Genomic DNA, 24,127 nt, shown 5'->3' with positions numbered 1-24,127 from the left:
AACAATTTCACCTTCTCGCTCCGAAAAATTTGTCCCGCAGCTGCCCCTTGATCCAAACTTCGTCACTTGATGGCGTTCACCTTTTTCGGGATCACTAGTCATCTGAGATCAAGTTCCAGAATGCGTTGTCGCCGGACAAGTCTTCAAAATCCGCCAGAGCGCAGAGCTGTTGGAAAGTGGCTTCGGAATTGCGCCGATTTGCCCAATGTAAGCAATCAATGAACTTAACTTTGCGTTCGTGATCACTCAACGGCGCTTCGAGCGAACCCTTGGCGTGCAGCCAGGACTTCCTGTAAATGCGGCCGCCGCGCGTTGTGACGGTGACGATGTGCGGCAGGCGCTCAACGCCTCTTTCCTCTTCAGCCGAATAGGGCTGCATTTCGATGCGCGGCATGAATTCCCTGACTTCCGGCCGTTCGATCGCGTGTCGCGTAAAGTCCGAAAGGCTAAGGGAGCCTTTGAGGAAAGCTGTAGCCAGGCAATATTGCATCGAAAAGCGGGCTTGCATCTCGTCGGCGGGGTCGGGATAGGTGAGGTTGCGGGCAGCGGATATTCCGACTTTCGTCTCGATCCAGGCAATGTCGCCCGCCAAAAGCCCATGCTCATGCTTCAGATCCAGAAGCGCGTCGATCGCGCGATGGGTCGAGGCGCAGCAGGGATGGCGCTTGGTCACCACGCCCCGGCTTTCGATGATGTGCTTTTCCTCGAATGTCAGGCCCTCCCAGCCCTTGGCTTCATCGCCCCCGAAAAGATCGAGGAAGCCTTGAGGTCGTTCGAGGATATCCAGCCGTCCGTTCATGCCCGCTAGCGCCATGCGCGCTGCATCCACGGCATTGCGTGCAGCAATGCCGGCGTGAAGCGGTTTTGCCGTCGAGCCGAATTGCCCTTTCGGGCCACAGGCGAAGCTCGTCGCGAGGCTCATCGCCGCGGCTAGGCCGTCTTTGTCGGCGCCGAAGAGCCGCGCCACGCCAGCCGCGGCCCCGATGCTGCCGACCGTCGCCGTCGCGTGCCAACCCCTGTTGTAGTGAGAGGGATTGACGCCGAAGCCGACTGCCGCCTGCGCTTCCAGCCCGATCAAATAGGCCTCGAGAAACCGTCTTCCGCTCGTGACCTTGCCGCTCGTCAGAACCGCCATCAACGCCGGCACCAGGACTGCGGACGCATGTGCCCTCGCCGGATGGAAATTGTCATCGAAATCGAGTGCATGAGCGGCTGTTGCGTTGATGAGCGCGGCAAGCGAGGGCGAGGCGGAGCCGCTGGTGATGAGCCGCGCTTCACCGCCTGCGGCGATTTCCCCGTGGAAGGCGCGGGTGAGCGCGGCAATACTTTCCTCGCCCCTGCCTGCAATCATGCAGCCGATGGTGTCCACCGCAGCATCTCTTGCCCGGTCCATGGCGAGGTTTGAGAACGTCGCTCGCGACAGGACCTGTTCCGCGATCGTCTGGAGAATGGTGGCCATTGACGAAAGTCTTTCCGTGAGTTTGGTTTCTCCGCGGAAAATGTTCAACTTTCCGCAGGTCCGCAATCTTATGCGGTTTGCGGGTAGGGCTATCGGTATCGGAGATAGAATGGCGCGAGACACGGGTGCGGCGATCAACCTGAAGCATATCGAGGCCTATGACGCCATCGCCGCGACGGGCTCGACGATCGCCGCTTCCGCCGAGCTCGGGATCTCGCAATCGAACGCCAGCCGCTTGTTGCAGCAATTGGAAGACTATCTCGGTGTCAGGCTTTTCGAACGGGAAAAGAACCGGCTTCAGCCGACCCGCGAAGGGCTGCAGCTCGGCCCGGAAATCCGCGCAATTTCCGACCGGCTACGTGCCTTGAAAACGGCGGCGATGGAGCTCGAGAGCGGTCGGTCGCGCGAGATCATGCTGCGGCTCGCCTTTCCCGCCAGCCTTTCCTCGACGCGCATTCCGAAGCTGGTGAAGAATTTTCTCGCCGCAAATGGTCCGATGCGCGTCGAAGTCGCGTCCGGCAGCTATCTCGCAATAGAGCGGATGGTGGCCGACGGTGAGGCCGATCTCGGTTTCGCGCGTATGCCGCTGATGAGCCCGGGATTGAAACAGGAGAAGATCCTGTCGTCGCGGATCATTTGCGTCCTGCACAATGATCATCCCAAGGCCGGCAGTGGCCTATTGTCGGTCGGTGACCTGAAAGGACAGGATCTGATCATGCTGAACAGGGAGCGACCGGTTCGCCATGAGCTGGAAGCGTTGTTCTACAAGGCCGGCATTCGTCAACGTCCTCTGCTCGAAGCACATTCGGTGGCGAGTGCCTGCGCGCTGGCCGCACAGGGGCTCGGCATTGCGCTGGTCGGCGAGATCATCGCCCGCGAATATGYGGCGCTGCCGCTGCAGTTCATTCCGCTTGAACCAGAACTGGCGGTTGCCTACGCGTTGATCAGCGGAGAGAAATTTCCGATGCCTAGAGCCGCCAGCCTTTTCCTTCAAAGCATTTCGGACTGGGCATGATGACGGTGCTTGGACCGTCCCGGGGGATCGCAAACGAATGAATATCAAGCAACTGGAAGTCCTGCGCACGCTTCTCGCGACGGGGTCGACGATTGCAACGGCAAAAACGATGGGTCTCAGCCAGTCCGGCGTCAGCCGCCTCCTCCAGCAGCTCGAGGCGGACCTTTCGATGTCGCTTTTCGTCCGCGACAAAGGCCGTCTCGTTCCCACCCCCGAGGCCCTGCTTCTTGCCCGCGATGCCGAGAACATCTTGCTGGCGGTCGATCGGATGTCAGGTCACGCGGAAGACTTAAGAAGCGGCGCCGCCGGCCCGGAGATCGTCCGCATCGGCCTGCCGAGCAGCATGTGGGAGCATTTCGCGCCGGCAATGCTGGTCGATTACGTGAGTGATTTCCCCGGTGTGCGGATCGAAACCTTCTTCGAGACGACGACTGCGATCAACAAGCTCGTCGAGCAGAGGGTGATCGATTTCGGCTTTCTGCGCATGGAGGGCGAGAGCGGACCGGGCATCGAGGTTGAGCGTGTCGCGACCGGCGAAAGCGTTTGCGTCGTTCCAAAGGATCATCCTCTTGCGAAATTGGAGGAAATCACGGTCAGGAATTTGCGCGACGTGCCTCTTATTCTGATCGGCCGCCAACGGCCGAACCGCATGGCGCTCGACCAGACCTTCCGACGGGCAGGCGTCAAGCAGATCGTCAAGATCGAGACGCATACCAACAGTTCCGCCTGTTCCTACGTCGCCCATGGCCTTGGGGTAACGATCATCAGCAGCTTTTATGCCAATCTCTATCGCCACCTGCCGGTGGTACACCGTCCCTTCGTGCCACGCGCGACCCAGGAATTCGGATTGGCAAGGGCAGTCGGGACGCCACTCTCGATTGCCGCCCACGCTCTGAGCGATGCGTTGAAGCGGCAGATCCAGCTTTCGCAAAAAGATTCTTAAAATCAAATTATTAGCATAGGTCTTTGTACGAACGCAGCCGCCTTGGTTGCGGCCGCATTCCGCATAGACTTATGACGAAATCGCATAATATTGCGGATATTTCTTCATTCGATCATAGTCTGCAGCAACGAAACCGATGGCGACGGGCACCGTCCGTCGCCCATCGCGGGGAACAAAAATGCTGAAATTCGTTCTGAACCGCCTGCTGATGGCATTGCCGACGATCGTCCTCGTTTCGGTGACTGTCTTCACGCTGATCCGCTTCATACCCGGCGATCCGGCGGCACTGATGCTGGGTGATATGGCTGAGCCGGATCAGATCGCGGCGATGCGCACGCAGCTCGGCCTCGACAAATCGCTTCCGGAACAGTTCCTGATCTGGACCGCCAATGTCGTACAGGGTGACTTCGGCCGCTCGATCGTCAATGACGAGGCGGTTCTGCCGCTCGTCACATCACGTTTTTTGGTCAGCGCCGAAATCGTCGTCATCGCCGTCCTTCTGGCAAGCCTCATCGCCGTGCCGGCCGGCGTCATCGCCGCCTGGCGGCAGAACAGTCTGACGGACCTGGCACTCGTTGGCACGGCCACGATCCTGCTGTCGATCCCGACATTCTGGCTCGGGCTCCTGCTTCTGCTTTTCTTCGGCTTGAAACTCGGCTGGTTACCGGTCCTGGGCTATGTCTCGATCGGCAGCAACGTCACCGGCGGCCTGCTCTACCTGGTGCTGCCGATCATGACGCTCGTCATTCATGAGATGGGTGTGTTGATCCGCATGGCACGCGCCTCGACGCTTGAAGTGCTGCGTCTCGACTATATCACCCACGCCCGGGCCAAGGGGCTTTCCGAAAGCGCCGTCCTTTGGCGGCACGCCTTCAAGAACGCCTTTGGCCCGACCTGGACGGTCATCGGCCTGATCCTCGGCAATCTGCTCGGCGGCATTGCCGTCATCGAGACGGTCTTTACCATTCCGGGGCTCGGGCGACTGATGGTCGACAGCATTTTTGCCCGCGATTACCCCGTTATCCAGGGGTGCCTGCTGTTCGTCTCACTTTCCTATGTGCTGGTCAATTTGGTCGTCGACCTGCTCTATCCCTTGTTCGATCCGCGGGTAGTCGCCGAATGAAAAACGTCACGTTCAACGGCTTCATTGGCGGCACTCTGATTGCCGCATTGCTCATCTCGGCTGCGATCGGCCTTTTCTGGACCCCCTATGATCCGATGAAGCTCGGCTTCACGGCACGGTTGGCGGCGCCAAGCAGCGCCCATTGGCTCGGAACCGACGAATTCGGCCGCGACGTGCTCAGCCGCCTGATCGTCGGCGCCCGGGCGAGCGTCTGGATCGGCACCTTGACGGTCACATTCGCGACGGTCTGCGGCACGCTGATCGGTCTCGTCAGCGGTTACGCCCGCGGTTGGATCGATGCCGTCATCATGGCCGTCAACAATGCGCTTCTCGCATTTCCCGGCATCCTTCTGGCGCTTGGATTGCTCGCCGTCTTCGGCGCCAACCAATATGGCATCATCTTCGCGCTGGGCATTGCCTATTCTCCCTCGATGGCCCGCGTTGTCCGCGGTGCCGTGCTGTCGTTGCGCGAGCGGGAATTCATCGAGGCCTCCAAGGTGATGGGCAATGGCGAGCTCTACACCATGTTCCGCCATATCCTTCCCAATTGCGTCGCTCCGATCACCGTGCTTGCGACCTCGATGTTCGGCTGGGCGATCCTTTCGGAAAGCGCACTCAGCTTTCTCGGTCTCGGCGTTCCGCCCCCGGCACCGACCTGGGGCAACATGCTGGCCGCCGGGCGGCCATTCATCGAGCAGGCGGTCTGGCTGGGTCTCTTCCCCGGCCTGGCGATCGCCCTGACGCTCCTCGGCATCAATCTTCTGGGTGACGCTCTCCGGGACAAGCTTGATCCGCGCATGAGGGGACTGAAATGACCAATGAAACGCTTTTGAATGTCCGCAACCTGTCGCTTCAGGTCACTGGGACCGGTGTGCAGGTCGTCAAGGACGTCAGCTTCGACATCGCCCCAGGCGAGATCTTCGGCATCGTCGGGGAAAGCGGATCGGGCAAGACGCTGGCAACACGCGCTCTGATCTCGCTGCTGCCGGCACCCATCAGAGTGATCGGCGGGGCCGTTGCCTACAAGGGGCGCGACGTGCTTTCCATGAACGGCGCCCAATTGCGCCAACTGCGCGGTGCGGAAATCGGCGTCGTCTTCCAGGAGCCGATGACCTCGCTCAATCCCTCGATGACCATCGGTCGCCAACTCGAAGAAGGGTTGCAGCTACATACGAAACTTTCGCGGGAGGAACGGCGCAGCCGGATCCTCGACATGCTGAACCGGGTCGGGATCCGCGATCCCGCCGGCGCGCTCACTTCCTATCCGCATGAATTCTCGGGCGGCATGCGCCAGCGCATCATGCTGGCATCGGTCATGCTTTTGAAACCGGCGCTCTTGATCGCCGACGAGCCGACGACGGCGCTCGATGCCGTGATCCAGCGCGACGTCATGGAATTGATGGTGGAACTGACGCAGGCGGAAGGCACCGCCGTGCTGCTGATCAGTCACGATCTGCCGATGGTTGCCCGCTATACGAACCGCATCGTCGTCATGGAAAAGGGCGTGATCGTCGAAGAAGGGCGCACCGCCGATCTGCTCGACGCACCGCAGCGTGCCTATACGAAGAAACTGCTTTCCTCCCTGCCGTTCCGTGGAGAGACGCGGACGATCGACAAGACCAAGGCGCCGATGGTCTCGGCGCGGGATATCGTCGTCGACTATGCGGGCCGGCGGTCGCTGATGAAGAAGGCAGTGCCGAAACGGGCGTTGCATGGCGTCAGCATCGATATCCACGAGGGCGAAGTCGTTGCCCTGGTCGGCGGTTCGGGCTCCGGCAAGACCACGCTCGGCCGCACCATTGCCGGACTGGTCCGCGAGAGCGAAGGCGATATCCGCTTCAAGGGACGCAGCCGCGACGACGACTGGATGGACTATCGGCTGAATTGCCAGATGGTGTTTCAGGATCCTTATTCGTCCCTTAATCCGCGCATGACCATCATCGCGCTTGTGCAAGAAGCGCTGCGGCTCGTTCCTGATCTCGACGCTGCGGCAAAGCGCAAGCGCGCCCTGGAGACGCTGGAGGAAGTCGGGCTTGGGGTCGACTATGCCGAGCGCTACCCGCATGAGCTTTCGGGCGGCCAGCGTCAGCGCGTGGCGATTGCCCGCGCCATTGCGCGCCGGCCGAAATTCCTGATCGCCGACGAACCGGTATCGGCCCTCGACGTGACGGTGAGGGCGCAGGTGCTCGAACTCCTGTCCGATCTGCAAAAACGCTACGGCTTTTCCTGCCTGTTCATCAGCCACGATCTCGGCGTGGTCGAACAGGTGGCCGATCGCGTCGTCGTCATGCAGGACGGCCGGATCATCGAGGAGGGCGATCGCGATACCGTTTTCGACAGCCCGAAGGAGGCCTATACGCAACGGCTTCTCTCGGCCATCCCCGCTCTGGACCACAATACTCAGGGTGGCGTGATCCTCAAATGGCGCCTGGAGAACTGACATGACGACGATGATTGAATCCGGAAAGCTTGCGGAGCGATTGAACGCGATCTGCGATGCCCAGCCTTTCGTGACGCGCTTCATGGTGCGTGCGCTTTCAAGCGGTGAAACGATCGGCAGGGGCGCGGACGAGGAAACCCCCTCCGCCAGCACAAGAAAGACCTCGATCATGATGGCGGCCTTGAAGGCTGCGCATGAAGGCCGCCTGGATCTGGACGAACGCATCACCTACGAAAAGCGTTTCGCCGAGGAAGTGGCGAGCGGGATGTTGCGCTATCTGACGCCCGGCATCGTCATATCGCTGCGCGATGCCATCACCGGCATGATGGTGCTGAGCGACAATGTCTGCACCAAGATGGTCTTCGAAAGGCTGACGCTCGAAGAGGTGGACGGTTATTGCAAGTCGATCGGCATGACGGGCACCAACCATCGCTTCCTCATCCCTCCCTTGGCGCTGTCGCCCGATCATTCATTGAAGGCCGTCACCACGACGACGGCCCGCGATCAGGTCTATCTGCTGCAGACCATCCTGGATGCGCAGAATTCGCAGGAAGCCGCGGACCGGCTCGGCTGCTCGCAGGCGCTGTGCGCCTATGCGCTTCAAACCCTGAAGAACCAGATCCTGCGTTATGCCATTCCCTCCCGGCTGCCGTTCGGTGTGCTCGTCGCCCACAAGGGCGGCACGGGAAAGCGTGGCCGCATGAATGCCGGTATCGTCTATCGCGACGGTTCCCCCTTCTACATCGTCGCCGCCTATACCGACGACGTACCGCAGGAAATGCCGGACGGCACACCTGGCTATACGGTGGCACTTGAAACCATCGGCAGGCTTTCACGCACCTGCTGGGATGAACTCCGATCCTAACGATCCATAAAAAGAGGGTAGAACAATGCATAAGCTTCTTCTTGCAGGCACCATGTTGATGGCGATGACCGGCGTGGTCGACGCCCGCGACATCGTCGTGGCGCAAAGTTCCGATCTGCGCAGCAACAATCCGGGCGTCAATCGCGACGGCAATACGGATGGCGTCATCCTGCATATCGTCGAAGGGCTCGTCGGCTATGCCAACAATGGCGAGGTCAAGCCGCTGCTGGCAAAGAGCTTCGACGTCTCGGCGGATGGGCTGACCTACAGCTTCAAGCTGCGTGACGACGTCAAATTCCACAACGGCAAGAAATTGACCGCCGATGACGTCGTGTGGAACTGGAACCGCTATCTCAAGCCCGAAACGAAATGGACCTGCCTTCCCGATTTCGACGGTAGCGGCAACGTGCATATTACGGGGGTCAAGGCCGTCGATGCGTCGACCGTCACCATCACGCTGGAAAAGCCATCCGCGATTTTTCTCGGCCTAATGTCGCGCCCGGAATGCGGTTACACCGGGATGATCTCGCCCGAATCGGTCGGCGCGGACGGAAGCTTCATCAAGCCGATCGGCACCGGCCCCTTCAAATGGGATGAATGGAAGAAGGGCGAGTATATCCATCTCGCCAAGTTCGACGATTATGTCTCGCCCCAGAACGACGGCAAGCCCGACGGTATGGTCGGCTCCAAGCGCCCTCTCGTCGACGGCATCAAATTCATGGTTATTCCCGATGCTTCGACCGTAAAGGCCGGCCTTCAGTCCGGCGTGCTCGACACCGCGGAGATCTCGCCGGATCTCATTCCCGAATTCAAGACGAGCGACACGATGCAGCTGATCGTGGCTCGCAACAACGGCAAAAACCTCTTCTACATCCAGACGCGCGATCCGGTCCTCAGCAAGCCCGGTATTCGCCGCGCCATGGCAATGGCTCTCGATCTCGACCAACTCGTCGAGGCTGCCTCCAATGGCTCCGGAACGGCCAATGGTTCGATGGTTTCGCAAGATTCGCTCTATTTCGACGATGTCCAGAAGGAGCGGCTGCCCTATGACCTCGAAGCCGCGAAGAAGGAGCTTGCGGCGGCCGGCTATAAGGGCGAACCGATTACCATCATCGCCAACAAGCGCAGCAACGTGCCAAGCTTCCCGGCTGCGGTGATGGCGCAGGCCATGATGCAGCAGGTAGGCCTTAACGTGCAGATCGAGGTGCTCGACTATGCGACGCAGGTCGATCGCCGCCGATCCGGCAACTATCAGGTCATTTCGCAATCGGTCGCGCCGCGGCTCGATCCGGCGCTGATGTACGGCTTCTATGTCGGCAACAAGGACAAGAATGCTTCGTTGATGTGGGATGACCCGAAGGCAGTCGAGTTGATGAAGGCCGCCTATGCGGAGTCGGACCAGACGAAGCGTCAGGCGATCTTCGACGAGTTTCACACGCTGATGCTCAAGGAAATGCCGGGCATCTTCCTCTATGACATGGTCGATGTCTGGGGGGCGACCAAGAAGCTGAAGGGCCAGCCCGTTTGGCAGTCGAATGCCCGTCTTTGGGAAGTTTCGCTCGACAATTGAGCCTGAAATACCGCGCCCGGGCGCGGCGATCCCCACTGCGACGGTCAACAAGAGATCCGGCAGGCAGACCTGCCGGGTCCGGTGCAACACGTCTCTGTGGCGGCAGGACAGACAGCGAGGAAATGCCATGAATCTTGACACGATCAACTCCATTGTCGCGACGATCGAAAAGATGAAACCGGATTATGTCGCCCTCAGCGACAGTATCTGGGATTTCGCGGAGCTAAAATTCGAGGAGCGGCGTTCCTCGCAATTGCTGGCAAGGACACTCGAGAACAACGGCTTTGCCGTGCGCCGCGGCATCGCTGGCATGGAAACGGCCTTCATCGGCGAATCCGGCAGCGGGAAGCCGGTGATCGCTTTCCTAGGCGAATTCGATGCCCTGGCCGGAATGAGCCAGGCTGCCAACCTGGCCGAGTCTCGTCCTGAGGCGGCGGGAGCGACCGGCCACGGTTGCGGGCACAATCTGCTTGGCGTCGGGTCGCTGATGGCAGCGGTTGCGCTTGCCCGCCACCTCAAGGAGAACAACCTGCCCGGAACGGTGCGCTATTACGGCTGCCCGGGAGAGGAGGGCGGTTCCGGCAAGACCTTCATGGTTCGTGCCGGCGCATTCGATGACGTCGATGCCGCCCTGACCTGGCATCCGGCTCCGTTCAACGGTGTTCGTTCGACGAACAATCTTGCCGTTCTCGAATATTACTATCGCTTCAGGGGCGTCGCGGCACATGCTGCCAACAGCGCTCATCTCGGCCGTTCGGCGCTCGATGCGGTCGAACTCATGAATGTCGGCGTCAATTTCCTGCGTGAACACATGCCGCAGGATTGTCGCGTTCACTACGCGATCACCGATACCGGCGGCAGGGCGGCCAATGTCGTGCAGGCCAGCGCCGAGGTTCTCTATCTGATCAGGGCGCCCGACATGCCGCAGGCGCTTGAGCTTGCCGGGCGCGTCGAGAAAGTTGCGCGAGGTGCCGCGATGATGACCGAAACCGAGATCGAGATCGTGTTCGACACCGCCTCGACGAACCTCCTTCCCAACATCACGCTTGAAACGGCGATGCACGAGAACATGGTCGCGCTCGGGCCGATAGCCTTTGACGAGGCCGACATCGCCTTCGCCAGGAAAATCCAGGACACGTTCACACAGGAGGCGATCAGGAGCAGCATCCGCCTCTATCAGATCAGGGGCGATGTGTTCTCCAATGCCAAGGTCGATGGCTCGACGCCCTTGCACACCGGTCTGCGCGATTTCGAAGGACAATCGCATTTCCGGGCGGGATCGACCGATGTCGGCGACGTCAGCTGGGTGACGCCGACCGCGCAATGCTGGGCGCCAGCCTGGGCGATCGGCACCAATCCCCATACCTGGCAGGTCGTCGCGCAGGGAAAAAGCCCGGCCGCGCACAAAGCCATGGCGCATGCGGCCAAGACGCTTGCCACGACAGGGCTCGCTTTGATGGTGTCTTCCGACCTTCTGGCCGCCGCTACGGCCGAGTGGCAGGAAAAGACTAGCGGCAAAGCCTACATCTGCCCGATCCCCGACAATGTGATGCCCGCAACGCTCCACGGCCGGTAGTTACTGTCTCCATCTACTGTGACGCGATCTGCACCATACTGACAGCGACATATCGGTGTTCTTCCAAGAGGCAAACGTGGTCCATGTCGCCGACACGTTCTGGAACGGCGTCTATCCCTTCATCGACTACTCGACGGGTGGCAGCATCGACGGACAGATCCGGCTGCAGTCGACAGCCTCTGTTGCTTTCTCTGCATTGCGGCAGACCGCGCATGCCATGGCCGAACCGTCGCGCGGTGCCGCATCCGTTGAGCCCGCTGTCCAAAGAATACCCAAAGTGGATGCGGCGGGCGCTCGGACAGCCTCTGGCGGTAGTTGGGAAGAATTCTGAGCTTATCCCATTTGTTCAACAAGAGGTTGGAGGCTTACGCTGACGGCGTGGGCCTCTAGAGCTGTCGCCGATAGCAACGCAGAGACGGCGAAGGAATGTCGATGGGACCAGAGTGCAGGCGACATCGCTGGTTTCGCGGATCAGCCGTCACATTGCCTTCCTCGCTTGTGCCAACCCTCCTGCGCGGGACGCGACAACCCGAAAGAGCCATCCGCTGAACCTTTGAGGCTTCTGGTTTCGGTCCAAATGTGGCTAGCGGCAGGACCATCATCAACGGACCAATGAAGAGCAGTTCTGACTGTATGTTCTGCCTCGACAATTCCGGCCCGACGAGCGCGACGGCACCCGTATAATTAAATCTGCGTTAATGATCATAGGCGAATATTAGGGGCATGCCGGATTGGCAGCGGTGGAATCTATGGGGCATTGCGGATGAGTATTCTTGATCGTGGTGGAAATGTTGTCGCGGTTCTTGCCGCTCTGTCGAATTTGCAAGCCATGGTTGAGTTTGACTTGTCGGGCAAGATCCTCACTGCGAATGAAAACTTCTGTAAGGCGCTTGGCTACGAGCTGAGGGAGATCATCGGAAAATATCATAGCATGTTTGTCGGGCCAGCCTATGCATCCTCGGCAGAATACAAGGCTTTCTGGGCGAAACTGTCCTCAGGGAAATTCGATCAGCAGCAATATAAGCGGATCGGAAAAGGCGTTCGTCGCTCGCTCGCCGCATCCGTCCAACGCGGCTCGGCAGCCGTTGCGCTGAAGTCTGATTGGGAAGAATTCTGATCATCGCAGGAAATGGCTAGGTGCGAGAGGCTCGTGACAAGCCGCTTGCAAACGTCGCGGTGCGATATTTGGCCATGAGATAATGTAAATTTACATCCCCGTCGGCGGCAAGTTCGTCCGCTTCTATGATCCATGAAGGGTCTCACTCACTCCGCACTGCGAGGAGTAAGGTCGCATGTCACTGACAGAAGACGAGAGGCTGAACCTTCTCTACGAAGCAAGCATTCTCGATACGCCGCCGACAAGCGAATTCGACGCTATCGTACGTCTGGCCTGCAGCATGTTCGACATGCCGATGGCGTTGGTTTCGTTTGTCGATGAGCACCGGCAATGGTTCAAGGCCCGGCAAGGCTTCATTTTGAAAGAGGCGCCACGCGAACATTCTTTTTGCGGCCACGTCGTGGAAACAGGGTCACCGCTCGTTGTTGAGGATGCCAGCAAAGATTCCCGCTTTTACGGAAACACGTTCGTCACAGACTGTTCCGTCCAGTTCTATGCAGGTGTTCCGCTTTCGGAAGGGGAGACATGTTACGGCAGTTTTTGTGTCCTCGACACGAAGACCCGCCGCTTCGGCGATCGGGATCTCGAGCAGCTCCACAGTTTGGCAAGCGTCGTCGTAGGCCTCATCCGGGAGCACCGTCAGCAAAGCCTGCTGAAAGAGCAGCAGCGTGAACTGGAGCTGAAGCAGGCCCGGTTCGAACAGACCGAGCGCTCTGCCAAGGTCGGTGGTTTTGAGATGGACCTTGGCACTGGTGCGATTGTCTGGTCGGATCAGATATACCGCACCGTCGGATTGCCGATCGGCAAACGCATGACCTCGGAGGAGGTGATCGGCTGCTATGCTCCCGAAGAACGTGACAGCGTCAGGCGCAGGATCCGCGATGTCCTGAACGGCGCGGAGACCGGCGTTGACAAAGAGTATCGTATCATCACGCCAGAAGGCGAGGAACGATGGATTCGCGTCGTCAGCGATATTGAACACCTGCAAGGCGAGCCAAGCCGTCTGTTCGGCATCGTTCAAGATGTTTCCGAAAAAGTGCGCTATGAGCAACGTCTGCTTCAGGCAGCAAACGCCGATGCCCTTACCGGACTTGCAAACCGGGCAGCCTACAACGCGCATGTGGAGAGACTTGCAGCGGCGGACGCTCCCTCCATCGGTTTGCTGCTGATCGACGTCGATCGTTTGAAGCAAGTCAACGATATCCTTGGCCATGCAACAGGTGACCTGCTGTTGAAGGGTGTGGCATCACGTCTGAACGAGCGCCTCGGAAAGCGTGGAAAGGTGTTTCGCCTCGGCGGCGATGAGTTCTGCGTTATTCTGGAAGCACCCGCAAACGCGCGGGGCATGCGTTTACTGGCGCGACATCTGATCGACTATATCGGCCGCCCCCTGGAGGTCGGCGGGTCAACGATAAGTCCGATGATAACCTTGGGCGGCGCGATTTCAGAAGGTGAAGTGGATGCAGCGACGCTTTCACAAAACGCGGACTTTGCCCTCTACCACGCCAAGGAAACACGGCGCGGCAGCTACGTCCAATATCAGCCCAGCCTGCGTTCGACGATCGCCCATCGCATTCAGATCGTCCGGGAGGTGGAACTCGCACTCACCGAGCATCGGATGGTGCCGCACTATCAGCCACTCGTTCGTTGCGCCGACGGTCAGGTATGGGCGTTTGAGGCGCTCGTGAGAATGCAGCGTTCGGATGGCTCAATCCTATCGGCCGCGCAATTTCATGAGGCGTTCACGGACTCGAGCGTGTCCCATCACATCACGACACGCATGCTCGAGCATGTCGCGACCGATATCCGTAACTGGATGGACCGCGGGCTGGAATTCGGGCGGGTCGGACTGAATGTCGGCGCCTCCGATTTCATGAGAGGGGATCTGGAAGGCCGTATTGTTGCTGCGTTTACGTCAAGAGGCATCCCGCTGGACAAGCTTTTGCTTGAAGTGACGGAAACAGTTTTCCTGCAGGGTTTGGAAGACACCGTTGCAACAACGCTGCAGCGTTTGCGGAAAAAAGGTCTGGCTGTTGCGCTCGATGACTTTGGGACGGGTTATGCGTCATTGACGCATTTGCGGAGCCTGCCTGTTGATATCATCAAGATCGATAAAAGCTTTATCGACACCATGCTCGAGGATGAATCGAGCCTTGCAATCGTTGAACTGGTCCTCAATCTGGCACGGAAGCTTAAAATGAAGGTCACCGCAGAAGGTGTAGAAACCCACCGGCAGGCAATGTGCTTGCTGGAAATGGGGTGTACCACACTCCAGGGTTATCTGTTCAGCAAGCCGATGGACCGCGAACACGTCGGCAGATACCTATCTGCGTTGAAACCACACCTCATCGAGAATTCCGAACGACCGGAGGAGGGCCTTCGTCTTCTCGGATAGAAGATCAACCGTGGCTGTCGCAAACGTGTGCTTAAGTCGACCCGTGCCAGAGGGGCTCGCTCAGCGTTAGCAAGGTCATGGGGCGCCGATCAGGAACTATCGACCAGCTACCGCAGCACCGTCCTTCGTTCGTCTCCGATTGGACATCCACATCAGCGACGTCCAGAGTGGCACTAGGGCGGCTGGCGTCTACGATATGATCGTCCAGTTTGCTGATGGCTTCGACACGAAGATCCGAGAGCATGGATCGACGCTTTCGGCTGACCCGCGGCAGCGCATCGCGCTTGCCCGAGCACTTTATGGCGAGCCTTTCTTGGTGGTGCTCGACCAGCCGAACTCCAATCTCGATGCCGATGGCCATGCGGCACTGACGAAGGCAATCTCCAGAGTTCGCGCAAGGGGAGGGATCGCCATCGCGATAGCGCACCGGCCGAGCACACTGGTCGCCATCGAAGCTGCTTGCCCTATGGGATAGCGAATCCTTCTCAATCTCCGGCGTGCTTCATGGCAAGCTGCATTCGCCGGAGCGGCAGGATCCGCGCGCTCCGATCAGCATGCTGCCGGAAAGAGCTTCGGGCATTGTTGACGTAAATCAAGGAAGCCAGAGATGGGCAGATGATTGAGTAATCGTCAAGGCGGCGTTGACATAGATACCGCGCATGAGCTGGACCAGCTTGCCGGCCTCCGCCTGACGGTCGGCACGCGTTTTATCGATATTTTCGCCGACGAGATGGAGAGCCAATAATAAGTCGTTTAAAATGCTGATATTTAATAGTGTTTTCCTACTAGGGCTTGTGTAAAGGAGCGATGCGAAAGCGACCGAAACCTAGACCATCCCTGCGGAAACCGGCCACGGCCATAGAGGGCGCACCGCATCTTCGGAAATTCATAGCTGCTTGACCGCGATCTGGGCAACGCGACCGTTTGGCCGTTGCTGGCCGAAACGATGCTGCTTGAGGCCTTCCATGCACTCGATCAGGCGCCGGACGATCCGCGTACGATCAAACTGCTGCGCCGCGTGGGCGCTCGCATCGGCGAGCCCATCGCGTTCAGTCGGCAAGGTTGGTCGACAGGGCAAGCTCCTTCTGAGCCTCTAGCTGGGCCTCCTCTCTCCATGATTTCGGAAGCCTTCCACTGCGCTCGGATCTGGAACAGCTCGTAAGAAACTCGCTTCGAGGCGCAGCTTGGAGCGCGACTGCTAAGCGGGGCAGGAAGACCTCCAGGTTGGCGGGCGTCTGGAAGAGGTGGGGAGGGGAGGCCGACCCATGTGGGTCCCTTCAAATGGCCAATGGCGGTCGGTGAAGACCACGCCCAGCCGGAGGCGGTTTAGGCTCTCCAAGTGCCATGGTCAGACCATCGGCACGCCACATCGTTGCAACATGTCCTAGGTAACGTCGACCAGACTCACACGAAGATCGTTGATCACCATGGCAAGGCCTGGCGCTCCGATCAGTGGCACGACGCGCGCGATCGTCAGCTTCGAGATTGCCCGGCCAAAGATCGCGAGATTCGTATGTCCATTCAGTCGCGATGGATAGATGACGCCGTCCGGCATAGCTTGGTGTTCGTGGAAGGCAAGCGACCACGCCCGCGCGAGGTTTTGGCGAGAGGACTTAGCAACATCGGTTGGCACACCCATCCTGATTGGATGATCCTCACGCAGATCGACCAGGCTCAGATCCACCCTCGTCTCTATTTCAGCGTAGCGCCGCGCATAGATTTCTTTCTCGTCGATCGGAAGATCGCCGATGAGACCATCGCGGCGATCACGCAGGACAGCCTCCAAGAAACAAACCTTGAGTGTCTCACCCAAATAGAGAACGCCGAACCGCCTCGTCGCGTCCCGCCGGCGGGGATCGCTAAACCGGCTTGGCGTCTTTCCATAGCCCAACGGGTCGGGAAAGGCGTTCGCATAGATGCGTCCAAATCGACGACCGGCAGGAACGGTCTCGATATCGAGCGGAGAGTTCTTAAAATCCGCAGGTGGCTTCGTTCCGCTCATTCAGCGAAAATCACCGCGGGCGATGCCCTCGGCCGCTGCAACCACATCCTCATCCTGCCCACGCTTCAGAGCGTCTAGCGCCGTCCGGCCATCGAGAGAGCCATGTTGCGTGATCAGGAAACGATAAACCGCCCATGCACTGCCCAGGATCTCTTGCAGCTTTGGAAGCACAGCATAAGGCCGGCCTTCACGATTGAGTTGCCACGCTGGAAAACGGAAGCCTCGCTTGGCACCGTCGACGCCCAGAACCTGGCCATGCTGTCGCTTCGTGTTGACGGTGACACGTGAAACGCCAAGCAAATCCGCGAACGCTTCCGCACTCAGCATGTCGTCCTCGGCGAGGATCTGTGCAACGCGGCGTTGGCCGCGCTCTTTCGCAGTCGCCAGTGCGGCCTGCAGCTCCTCATCGAGCTCAGGGACTTCCTCAACCGGAAATTCGTCTTGAGGCAGCGGCTCTTCCTCAACGATCGAGATGGTCTGGGCTCCTGCCAACGGGTCCACGACGACACGGAAGCTGACCTGATGGCCGGCCTTTCGGCTTAGTTGAACCGCCTTGGCATATTGTTTGATAAGGGCCTTTTCGAAATCTGCCTTTCGTGGCAGCGTCATTGTCAATGCAACGGAATCGTTTCGGGGTTCGGTGATGACAGTTTTCGTGACGGACATTGGCTTCAGCCTCCTGAACTGCAATATAGGCAAAACCAGACAGTTCGTCAAGTTCGTTAACCTCGTTAACCTCGTTAATGCCGCATCGGTTTCTCTGGTTTAGGTGGTTCGAAGCTGTGTTTCTCAACTCTCAAAAATGCCCAGAATGCTGGCCTTGAGCTAAAACGCCGACCCTTCGTTCCTGCGGGTAGGAGCATGGATCGTGCTTACCGTCCTCAGTCCTAGGACAGAGACCACGAAGAGCGAGCGTGCGATGCGCCAGGCCCGCTATGGTGCGGATCGGTTCCGTTTACTACCCCGTGGACGTTTCGGTCCAGCCGGGAGCGGACTAGAAGCGCGATCTCTGGGCCGCGCGGTTCAGGGATCCGGTCTCCTGAGCGCCGTCAGACCTTCTGCGGGAGGACCTCCATGAGCACGTACGGCGCGCCGCCCTCCGAGGGGATCGCATGGACGTTGTAGGAGGCGTTCGGATCGTCGCCCATTCCCACGAACCCGACGGCATGCCCGGCACGGCCAGTCCCTTAGCGAGTGAGTTCGCGATGCGTGCATGCAAGGCAAATCGTCGATGATCGGCCCGGCTTCGTGCAAGATTTCAGTTATGCAAGGCTTTGCTGGAAAGGCTACAACCCTACTGTTTGGGGCGAGAATATCGTCACCAGCACATATACTATCCCGCTCAAAAGTGATCGGCATCTCTCCCTCCAGTGCGCACTTTTGAACAGGGCGCAATGTCCAGTTTGGATGGGGCAGGCCATCACACTCATCGATCAACACCGGAGCAGGGGATCATTGTCTCAACGGCTCGTTCGTACTGGGCGCGTTCGAACTCAAATGGCCCAAAGCTCGCATACTTCCTTCTTGGTCGATGCGGCTGCGTGAAGCCGTCCCATACCACTTTGTCCTGATTCAGGCGAACATACGCAATTAGAGACCAGCACCCAACCTCGCCGCATTCGCACGACAAGACATAGATTTCGCCTTGTTCATCGCCAACGACGGGTTCTTCTCTGCCAAGGAAGTAGCTGGATAGCGAACCGAAGCGGAAGTGTGAGGGTACGAGCCCGCCATATCCGCCAGCGGGATCGGTATAGCCGGTGGCTCGCTCGAAGTCAGCCACGAGTTGGTCCAAGCCCACTCCATCCACGCAAGGAAGAATGGCTGCAGTATCTTCCGCATTGTTTACGAGCTTGAAGCTGAGAATGCTTGTCATCCAGCTTGGATAGGGCCGGCATCCGCTCGCTGTCAACTTCACTTATCTCGAAGATGTCGAGCGTGCGTGCACGGTTCACCGTGAAGGAGCGAACATCTTCGAGCTGTCCTTTGACGCACTTCTCGACGATGAGGATCGCAACTTACTGTGGATATGAGAACAAAACAAGAATATTGACTGGCGCGAGCGCGTGAGAACAGCTACGGAGATAGATCAACAGGTGAGACTCTGCTTTGGTCTATCGATTTCTCCATACCGCCGACATTCATCTCGACTCCCCGCTGCGAACGTTGGCCCTACGCAATGCCGAGCTTTCCGAGTTGATCGGGTTGGCGACCCGGCGTTCGTTTGTTCGGATCATCGATCTTTGTCTGGAGGAGCAAGTAGACGCGTTGGTCATCGCCGGCGATCTCTACGACGGCGACCAAACGTCGATGAAGACAGCACGGTTCCTAGCCGAGCAGCTTGCGCGCCTGCACCAGGCAGGCATCAGGGCGTTTATCATCCGCGGCAACCATGATGCGCTTTCTAAAATCACCGCCGAACTTGTAATGCCGGAGACTGTCAAGGTGTTCGGTGCCGCGGCTGAAGCCGTCGCCATCGACCGCGCCCCCGGCAATTTCCCCGTCGCAATACACGGACTGAGCTTTGCCAAGCCGCAAGCGCCCGAAAGCCTCCTTCGACACTATGCCCTCCCTGTTCCGGACGCAGTGAACATCGGGATCATGCATACCAGTCTCGGGGGCTCGGCGGGGCACGATCTATATGCCCCATGCAGCATCTCTGATCTACGGCAAACAGGGTTTCGGTACTGGGCTCTCGGTCACATTCACAAGAGGTCGGCAGTCGAAGATGCGTCTTCTGCGATTGTCATGCCCGGCATACCCCAGGGGCGCGATATAAACGAGGACGGTCCGAAATCCGTCTCGCTGGTCACGATCAGGGACGACCGCTCTGTGGTCATCGAGGAACGCCAAACAGCCGTCGCCCAGTTCGAGAGACTGGTCGTGGACATATCCAAAGCAGCGGACTGGAAGGATCTGATCCTTGAAGCCAAAGGCAGACTGACCGGCCTTTCTTCTGCTGTTTCGGCTGACCATCTCGTCGCCCGCGTCGAAGTCACCGGGTCGACCGCACTCGCCTGGCGCGTTCGACGGGATACCGATCTCCTGCGGACTGAGCTAGAGACGCACGGTGCGGCAATCGGGAATGTCTGGATCGAGAAAATCGTGACATCCCCGGTCGCGCCCCGGCGACGGGAGGCACGACCGGGTGCGCTGGATGAACTTGCCGCGATCATCGACAGCGAGATCCACGGCTCGACCGAATATCGCGAGGAGGTACGCTCGATCGCCGACGAGCTTCGGGGCCAGCTTCCTGCAGAGCTCCGGGATAACTTCGGGAAGGATGAGGGGTCTTTCGAAAACCTCTTAGCGCAATTCGCCCAAGACGGTGCGTCGCAGGTCTTGGCGCGTCTGCGTGGAAGCGAAGGAGAGTAGCGTGCGGATCAATCGCCTCAACCTCACGCGCTATGGCAAGTTCACCGATGCCGTCATCGATTTCGGATCGCGTCCGGTCGGATCGCCGGACCTCCACGTCATCTACGGTCCGAATGAGGCGGGAAAATCAACCACGCTCGATGCGATCCTCGATCTGATCTTCGGGATCGGCAATACGACGAAATACGGGTTCCTGCATCCGTACAATACCATGCGTATAGGGGCGAACGTTCACGTGGCAGGTCAGGACAGGGACTTCGTCCGTATTAAACGACCCCAAAACAGCCTGCTCGATCGCGAAGAGCGGAGTCTGGCAGACACGGAGATAATGGCGGACCTTGGCGGCATCGACCGCGACGCGTTCTCGACGATGTTCTCGCTGGACGACATCACGCTTGAAAAAGGCGGCGAGAACATTCTTGCGAGCAAAGGCGATCTCGGCGAATTGCTGTTCTCCGCCAGCGCGGGCCTGTCCGATCTCAGCCGACAGCTCCTGACGATCCGCAGCGATGCGGACAGCTTCTACAAGTTTCGTGGACGCAGTAGCCAACTGAGCGATCTCAAGGCACGGTTGACTGAGCTGAAGCAAAAACGCGAGGAGCTCGACCTCCAGGCCACCGAGTATCGTAAGAGGTTGGCTGAACTGCATCGCCTGGACGGTCGCTACGATCAGGCATTGGCCGAACGCGCGAACACCCAGCGGCGGGCTGACGAGATCAACCGTATCCTTCGTGCGCTTCCGACGATCCGGAGGATTACCGGGCTTCGAGGCCAGCTCGACGCCCTTGAGACCGTGTCCGATCCACCGGAATCGTGGAAGCTCGAGCTCCCGGTGATCCGCAAGGACGAAATCGAAATCCGCGTCAAGCTGGACGAGGTTGCCCGCACTGTCGAGGCGATCGAGAAGGAAATTGACGGGATCGCCGATGACGCCGCGGCTCTTGGCCTCGCGGCCCGCGTCGGCGATCTCATAAAAACGCTGGAACCGAGATATCTTACGGCACAGGTCGACATTCCGAAGCTCACTGGCCGGGTTGCCGAACTTTCTGTCGAAACACTGCTCCTGCAACTCGGCAAAGCCGACGAGAAAACGCCCGCTCGGTTGGTCCTGGACGCAGCCACTGTTGGCAAGCTCAGGACGCTCATCAGCTCCAGATCGGGTATCGACGCCCGCCGGACTTCCTCGGCGGAAGAGCTTGCCCGTTCGCAACGCGCTCTTCAGGAAGAGGGCGAGCATATTTCCCTCTCCGAGGAATTCCGCTCGCCCGGTCGGATCAGGGCTTTCGAAGTACTTTCCGCGACGGTCAAAGCGCTGCCGAAATCTGACGACGAGGTTGCGCTCCGTTCACTGATGCGACGACGCGAAAACGCGGAGGTCGTATTGTCTGAAAGCCTGGCGCAGCTTGCGCCTTGGCGCGGTAGTCCGGCCGACCTCGCGGCCATGAACCCACCGTCGGCCGCGAAGCTGGACGATTGGAAAGCACGACACAGGGAGGACCGGGAGCGTTCGAAGACGACGCGCTCCGAACTCGCGCGGCTGGAGCCGGACGCTAGGCGGATGGACGCGGAGATCGACGTCCTGCGCGCGCGGGCAGGGGAGATCGACGAACCTTCGGTCGCGGCGAGCCGGGCCGCTCGTGAGAAGGCATGGATTTCGCATCGTCAGATCATGGACGCACAATCGGCTGACGCTTTCGAACATGCCATGAGAGCCGACGATCAACTCGTTTCGCAGCGGCTTCTGTACTTCGCGGAAGCCAGCAAGTTGGCGCAGTTGATGCTGAGCCGCGCATCCGTGGGTTCGGATATCGAAGCAGCCCACGAGCGCCTTGAAGCGGCCGCGCGTTCCCTTTCGAAGCTCGCAAGCGAGATGTCCGCAACGTTAGCATTGATTTCCTCCAGTGCCGATTTCGGTGTTGATCCGACAGAGCTTGAAGAATGGCTGCGCAGGAGAACAGTCGCGCTAAGATCGCGCGACGATCTGACGACCATCCATCAGGAAGTCGCCGATATCCAGGACAGGGCTCAGCAATCGAAGAAACAGTTGCTTGCCGCAATCAAGGGAGCAGGCCTGGCGGCCAGCGGCGACACTGACCTGGCATCGCTGTTTACCGTCGCCGAGGAAGGCCTGGATGCCTTCAACCTTGCCATGGATCAGGCAGACCGTCTGGAGCGACTGAAAGAAGATAGCGTCGCGCGTACCCGTGCGATGAACGATTCGCTGAATGCCGCGCACGAATGGGACGCAAAATGGTCCGAGCTTTGTAGCGGTTGCTGGCTAGGGGAGGCATCGGTGATCCCGGAGGTCGATGCCGTCAACGGAATTCTCCACGTTCTTGAGAAGCTCGCTTCCGCGATCGAAACCAGAGAGGGGCTTGTCGATCGAATCCAGAAAATGGAAAAGGATAGCGCCCTCTTCGAAGCCTCGGTCTTCGAACTCTGCGACAGATTGAAAATCCCGAAATCCGCCTCTCTCACCGAGCTTACGCGGATGATCTCAGACAGGATCAAGGCGGCAGAGCGAGGCCAGGAGCAGCGGGAAAAGCTCGGGCGTGAGCGCGACAAGAGGCGCGAGGAAGAACGCGCAATTCTGGTCGCTAAGGATGTACTCGACGTGCGGATTGGGAAGATGACGGAGTTCTTCGGCTGTAGCACGCTCGACGAGGTCGAGGCCTTCATCGAGCTGTCTTCGAAGCGCCAGGTGCTGCGGAATTCCATTGCCGAGCTGGAACATGAACTGGTCGAGATCAGCGGTGCGAACGATATCCGCGATATCGAGGAAAAGCTCGCATCGGTGGATAGGGAGGATCTGGAAGGTCAGCTCGCAATGTTGACGCCAATCCTGGAAGACCAGGACAGGAAATGTCACGACGTCTTCCATGAGCGGTCCACCATGCTGAAGACACTCGATGCGATCGGCGGGGACTCCGTCGTCGCGGAAATCGAAGAGCAGCGACGCACCATTTTGGTGGAGATCGAAGAGCGAGCCGGACGTTATCTCGAGCTCCGCGCCGGGATAACTGCTGCCGAGCAGGCATTGAGGCTCTACAGGGACCGCCATCGCAGCGGGATGATGAAAAGGGCATCGCAGGCGTTCAGGACGATCAGCCGCGGAGCCTACACAGGCGTCGCCGCGCAACCCGGCAAGGATGCAGAGGTCCTGATCGCGGTCTCGGCGAACGGAGGTTCGAAAGTCGCTGACGAACTATCCAAGGGCGCACGTTTCCAGCTCTATCTAGCGCTGCGGGTGGCGGGATATCACGAGTTCGTAGCCAATCGTGCGCCCATTCCTTTCATCGCAGACGACATCATGGAAACATTCGACGACTTCCGCGCCGAGGAAGCGTTTCGGCTATTTGCGGAGATGGCCGGGCACGGGCAGGTGATCTATCTGACCCATCATCAGCACCTGACCGAGATCGCCAAGAAGGTATGCCCAGGTGTCCGACTGCATGATCTGGAGACGATTCAGTCGACATCAAGGCTTAGTGGAATCGCAGCGGAGTAATCGGCGTGTCTGTCTGTAAATGACCATCCAAAACTGGGCGCTCACGTTGAGCGGTGGATGTCACCGCCGCCCCGTTCACCGTGTCTGCTCTCGCTTTAGACTTCGGACCAGGATGGAGGGTGGATGAAAGGCGTCGAGCGCAACGGATGTATTTTGGATTGGCTTGGCGGAAGCGTTCCAGTTCAGGCGGAAGGCACCATCGACGGCTACCCCTTTTATTTTCGCGCCACGGCGCGTAGGCCGCGTCGCCGACAAGCGCCACGCCTTCGCCGCTTACGAGCGGATCGTGCGTCCCTTCGAGGCTAATCAGGCGCTGGCGATCAATGATGGGTTTCGGCAGCCTGTGTCGTACATATAACTTAACAAAACTGAACATACCGTAGCGCGGGAACTATGTATGGTCTGGCCAACCAGGGAGATATGCGTCATGACCGACCCCACCCCAAAGCATTTGCCTGCGCAAATTCTCGTGTTCTTGCCCGAGGCAGCGGTGAGCATCGTCGCCAAACTGGACGAAGAACGGTACGTCGCAAATCAAGTTTCGTCGCAGGCCGACCTCGAAGGTAAACTTACGGATGGCGGTTACGACCTCATGGTCACGACACGCCCAAATATAGATATCGTCGGCCGCGTCGGGCCCCCTCCCAGTGATGAATATCAAAATTTTCCTCAACGTGGCGGAAGCACGCGCCATGTCAGAGGCTGGATACTAGCTTGACATGTGGCCCTTTCTCAAAGG

The 24,127-nt window shown here is 59.1% G+C and carries 17 protein-coding genes and 4 pseudogenes; 16 read left to right on the top strand and 5 right to left on the bottom strand.

Annotated features, from left to right (window positions below; genetic code table 11):
* Window positions 1–94: 94 nt before the first annotated feature.
* Window positions 95–1,459 (bottom strand): MmgE/PrpD family protein, encoded by a 1,365-nt coding sequence (locus tag AC1DM5_RS27655; RefSeq protein WP_477822820.1) that lies wholly within the window; start codon window positions 1,457–1,459, stop codon window positions 95–97.
* Between the two features lie 40 nt (window positions 1,460–1,499).
* Here AC1DM5_RS27655 and AC1DM5_RS27650 point away from each other — a divergent pair, with 40 nt between their 5' ends.
* From AC1DM5_RS27650 to AC1DM5_RS27590, 13 genes and pseudogenes are all read left to right on the top strand, one after another.
* Entirely contained in the window at window positions 1,500–2,474 is a 975-nt protein-coding gene (locus AC1DM5_RS27650) for a LysR family transcriptional regulator (RefSeq protein ID WP_477976230.1), read from the top strand.
* A 37-nt stretch (window positions 2,475–2,511) separates the two neighbouring features.
* Complete coding sequence (locus AC1DM5_RS27645) at window positions 2,512–3,417, top strand: LysR family transcriptional regulator (RefSeq protein ID WP_477822818.1); 906 nt, start codon at window positions 2,512–2,514, stop codon at window positions 3,415–3,417.
* Between the two features lie 178 nt (window positions 3,418–3,595).
* Entirely contained in the window at window positions 3,596–4,540 is a 945-nt protein-coding gene (locus tag AC1DM5_RS27640) for an ABC transporter permease (protein WP_477822817.1), read from the top strand.
* Window positions 4,537–5,355 carry an ABC transporter permease gene (locus AC1DM5_RS27635; protein ID WP_477822816.1) on the top strand — a complete coding sequence of 273 codons (819 nt, stop codon included), beginning with the start codon at window positions 4,537–4,539 and terminating at the stop codon, window positions 5,353–5,355. The genes AC1DM5_RS27640 and AC1DM5_RS27635 overlap by 4 nt, the downstream gene beginning before the upstream one ends.
* Entirely contained in the window at window positions 5,352–6,980 is a 1,629-nt protein-coding gene (locus tag AC1DM5_RS27630) for an ABC transporter ATP-binding protein (protein WP_477822815.1), read from the top strand. The genes AC1DM5_RS27635 and AC1DM5_RS27630 overlap by 4 nt, the downstream gene beginning before the upstream one ends.
* 1 nt (window position 6,981) lies before the next feature.
* Window positions 6,982–7,845, top strand: a complete 864-nt coding sequence (locus AC1DM5_RS27625; protein WP_477822814.1) for a serine hydrolase — start codon at window positions 6,982–6,984, stop codon at window positions 7,843–7,845.
* Window positions 7,846–7,870: 25 nt separating this feature from the next.
* Entirely contained in the window at window positions 7,871–9,415 is a 1,545-nt protein-coding gene (locus tag AC1DM5_RS27620) for an ABC transporter substrate-binding protein (protein WP_477976228.1), read from the top strand.
* Between the two features lie 127 nt (window positions 9,416–9,542).
* On the top strand, window positions 9,543–10,991 hold the full coding sequence (locus AC1DM5_RS27615) for a M20 family metallopeptidase (protein ID WP_477822812.1): 1,449 nt from the start codon (window positions 9,543–9,545) through the stop codon (window positions 10,989–10,991).
* A gap of 34 nt (window positions 10,992–11,025) precedes the next feature.
* Window positions 11,026–11,151, top strand: a pseudogene (locus AC1DM5_RS27610) (MBL fold metallo-hydrolase); the annotation flags it as partial.
* A 603-nt stretch (window positions 11,152–11,754) separates the two neighbouring features.
* Window positions 11,755–12,036 (top strand): annotated as a pseudogene (locus AC1DM5_RS27605) (PAS domain S-box protein); the annotation flags it as partial.
* A 247-nt stretch (window positions 12,037–12,283) separates the two neighbouring features.
* The gene (locus AC1DM5_RS27600) at window positions 12,284–14,503 is read left to right on the top strand and encodes a sensor domain-containing phosphodiesterase (RefSeq protein ID WP_477976226.1); all 2,220 of its coding nucleotides are present in this window, start codon (window positions 12,284–12,286) and stop codon (window positions 14,501–14,503) included.
* Between the two features lie 175 nt (window positions 14,504–14,678).
* Window positions 14,679–14,957 (top strand): annotated as a pseudogene (locus tag AC1DM5_RS27595) (type I secretion system permease/ATPase); the annotation flags it as partial.
* A gap of 165 nt (window positions 14,958–15,122) precedes the next feature.
* The gene (locus AC1DM5_RS27590; protein WP_477822862.1) at window positions 15,123–15,248 is read left to right on the top strand and encodes a hypothetical protein; all 126 of its coding nucleotides are present in this window, start codon (window positions 15,123–15,125) and stop codon (window positions 15,246–15,248) included.
* A gap of 639 nt (window positions 15,249–15,887) precedes the next feature.
* On the opposite strand, the gene AC1DM5_RS27585 is transcribed toward AC1DM5_RS27590, so the two are convergent.
* The 4 genes and pseudogenes from AC1DM5_RS27585 to AC1DM5_RS27570 form a co-directional block, all read right to left on the bottom strand.
* Window positions 15,888–16,505, bottom strand: a complete 618-nt coding sequence (locus AC1DM5_RS27585) for an RES family NAD+ phosphorylase (protein ID WP_477822809.1) — start codon at window positions 16,503–16,505, stop codon at window positions 15,888–15,890.
* Window positions 16,506–17,171, bottom strand: a complete 666-nt coding sequence (locus tag AC1DM5_RS27580; RefSeq protein ID WP_477822808.1) for an XRE family transcriptional regulator — start codon at window positions 17,169–17,171, stop codon at window positions 16,506–16,508.
* 383 nt (window positions 17,172–17,554) lie between these two features.
* A pseudogene (locus AC1DM5_RS27575) lies at window positions 17,555–17,694 on the bottom strand (DUF411 domain-containing protein); the annotation flags it as partial.
* Window positions 17,695–17,931: 237 nt separating this feature from the next.
* Window positions 17,932–18,306 carry a hypothetical protein gene (locus AC1DM5_RS27570; RefSeq protein WP_477822856.1) on the bottom strand — a complete coding sequence of 125 codons (375 nt, stop codon included), beginning with the start codon at window positions 18,304–18,306 and terminating at the stop codon, window positions 17,932–17,934.
* Between the two features lie 308 nt (window positions 18,307–18,614).
* On the opposite strand from AC1DM5_RS27570, the gene AC1DM5_RS27565 reads away from it, so the two are divergent.
* From AC1DM5_RS27565 to AC1DM5_RS27555, 3 genes are all read left to right on the top strand, one after another.
* Window positions 18,615–19,880 carry a metallophosphoesterase family protein gene (locus AC1DM5_RS27565; RefSeq protein WP_477822807.1) on the top strand — a complete coding sequence of 422 codons (1,266 nt, stop codon included), beginning with the start codon at window positions 18,615–18,617 and terminating at the stop codon, window positions 19,878–19,880.
* Window position 19,881: 1 nt separating this feature from the next.
* Window positions 19,882–23,388, top strand: a complete 3,507-nt coding sequence (locus tag AC1DM5_RS27560; protein ID WP_477976224.1) for an AAA family ATPase — start codon at window positions 19,882–19,884, stop codon at window positions 23,386–23,388.
* Between the two features lie 427 nt (window positions 23,389–23,815).
* Window positions 23,816–24,106, top strand: a complete 291-nt coding sequence (locus AC1DM5_RS27555; RefSeq protein WP_477976222.1) for a hypothetical protein — start codon at window positions 23,816–23,818, stop codon at window positions 24,104–24,106.
* The last annotated feature ends 21 nt before the right edge of the window (window positions 24,107–24,127 follow it).

It is taken from the genome of Rhizobium sp. 01T437 (assembly GCF_056398505.1).
This window is presented reverse-complemented; position numbering and strand designations above follow the sequence as displayed.

Excerpts from the sequence above, each read along its gene's own strand:
- AC1DM5_RS27655 (WP_477822820.1), bottom strand. The coding sequence starts at position 1,459 with ATGGCCACCATTCTCCAGACGATCGCGGAACAGGTCCTGTCGCGAGCG.
- AC1DM5_RS27645 (WP_477822818.1), top strand. The coding sequence starts at position 2,512 with ATGAATATCAAGCAACTGGAAGTCCTGCGCACGCTTCTCGCGACGGGG.
- AC1DM5_RS27640 (WP_477822817.1), top strand. The coding sequence starts at position 3,596 with ATGCTGAAATTCGTTCTGAACCGCCTGCTGATGGCATTGCCGACGATC.
- AC1DM5_RS27635 (WP_477822816.1), top strand. The coding sequence starts at position 4,537 with ATGAAAAACGTCACGTTCAACGGCTTCATTGGCGGCACTCTGATTGCC.
- AC1DM5_RS27630 (WP_477822815.1), top strand. The coding sequence starts at position 5,352 with ATGACCAATGAAACGCTTTTGAATGTCCGCAACCTGTCGCTTCAGGTC.
- AC1DM5_RS27625 (WP_477822814.1), top strand. The coding sequence starts at position 6,982 with ATGACGACGATGATTGAATCCGGAAAGCTTGCGGAGCGATTGAACGCG.
- AC1DM5_RS27620 (WP_477976228.1), top strand. The coding sequence starts at position 7,871 with ATGCATAAGCTTCTTCTTGCAGGCACCATGTTGATGGCGATGACCGGC.
- AC1DM5_RS27615 (WP_477822812.1), top strand. The coding sequence starts at position 9,543 with ATGAATCTTGACACGATCAACTCCATTGTCGCGACGATCGAAAAGATG.
- AC1DM5_RS27600 (WP_477976226.1), top strand. The coding sequence starts at position 12,284 with ATGTCACTGACAGAAGACGAGAGGCTGAACCTTCTCTACGAAGCAAGC.
- AC1DM5_RS27585 (WP_477822809.1), bottom strand. The coding sequence starts at position 16,505 with ATGAGCGGAACGAAGCCACCTGCGGATTTTAAGAACTCTCCGCTCGAT.
- AC1DM5_RS27580 (WP_477822808.1), bottom strand. The coding sequence starts at position 17,171 with ATGTCCGTCACGAAAACTGTCATCACCGAACCCCGAAACGATTCCGTT.
- AC1DM5_RS27555 (WP_477976222.1), top strand. The coding sequence starts at position 23,816 with ATGACCGACCCCACCCCAAAGCATTTGCCTGCGCAAATTCTCGTGTTC.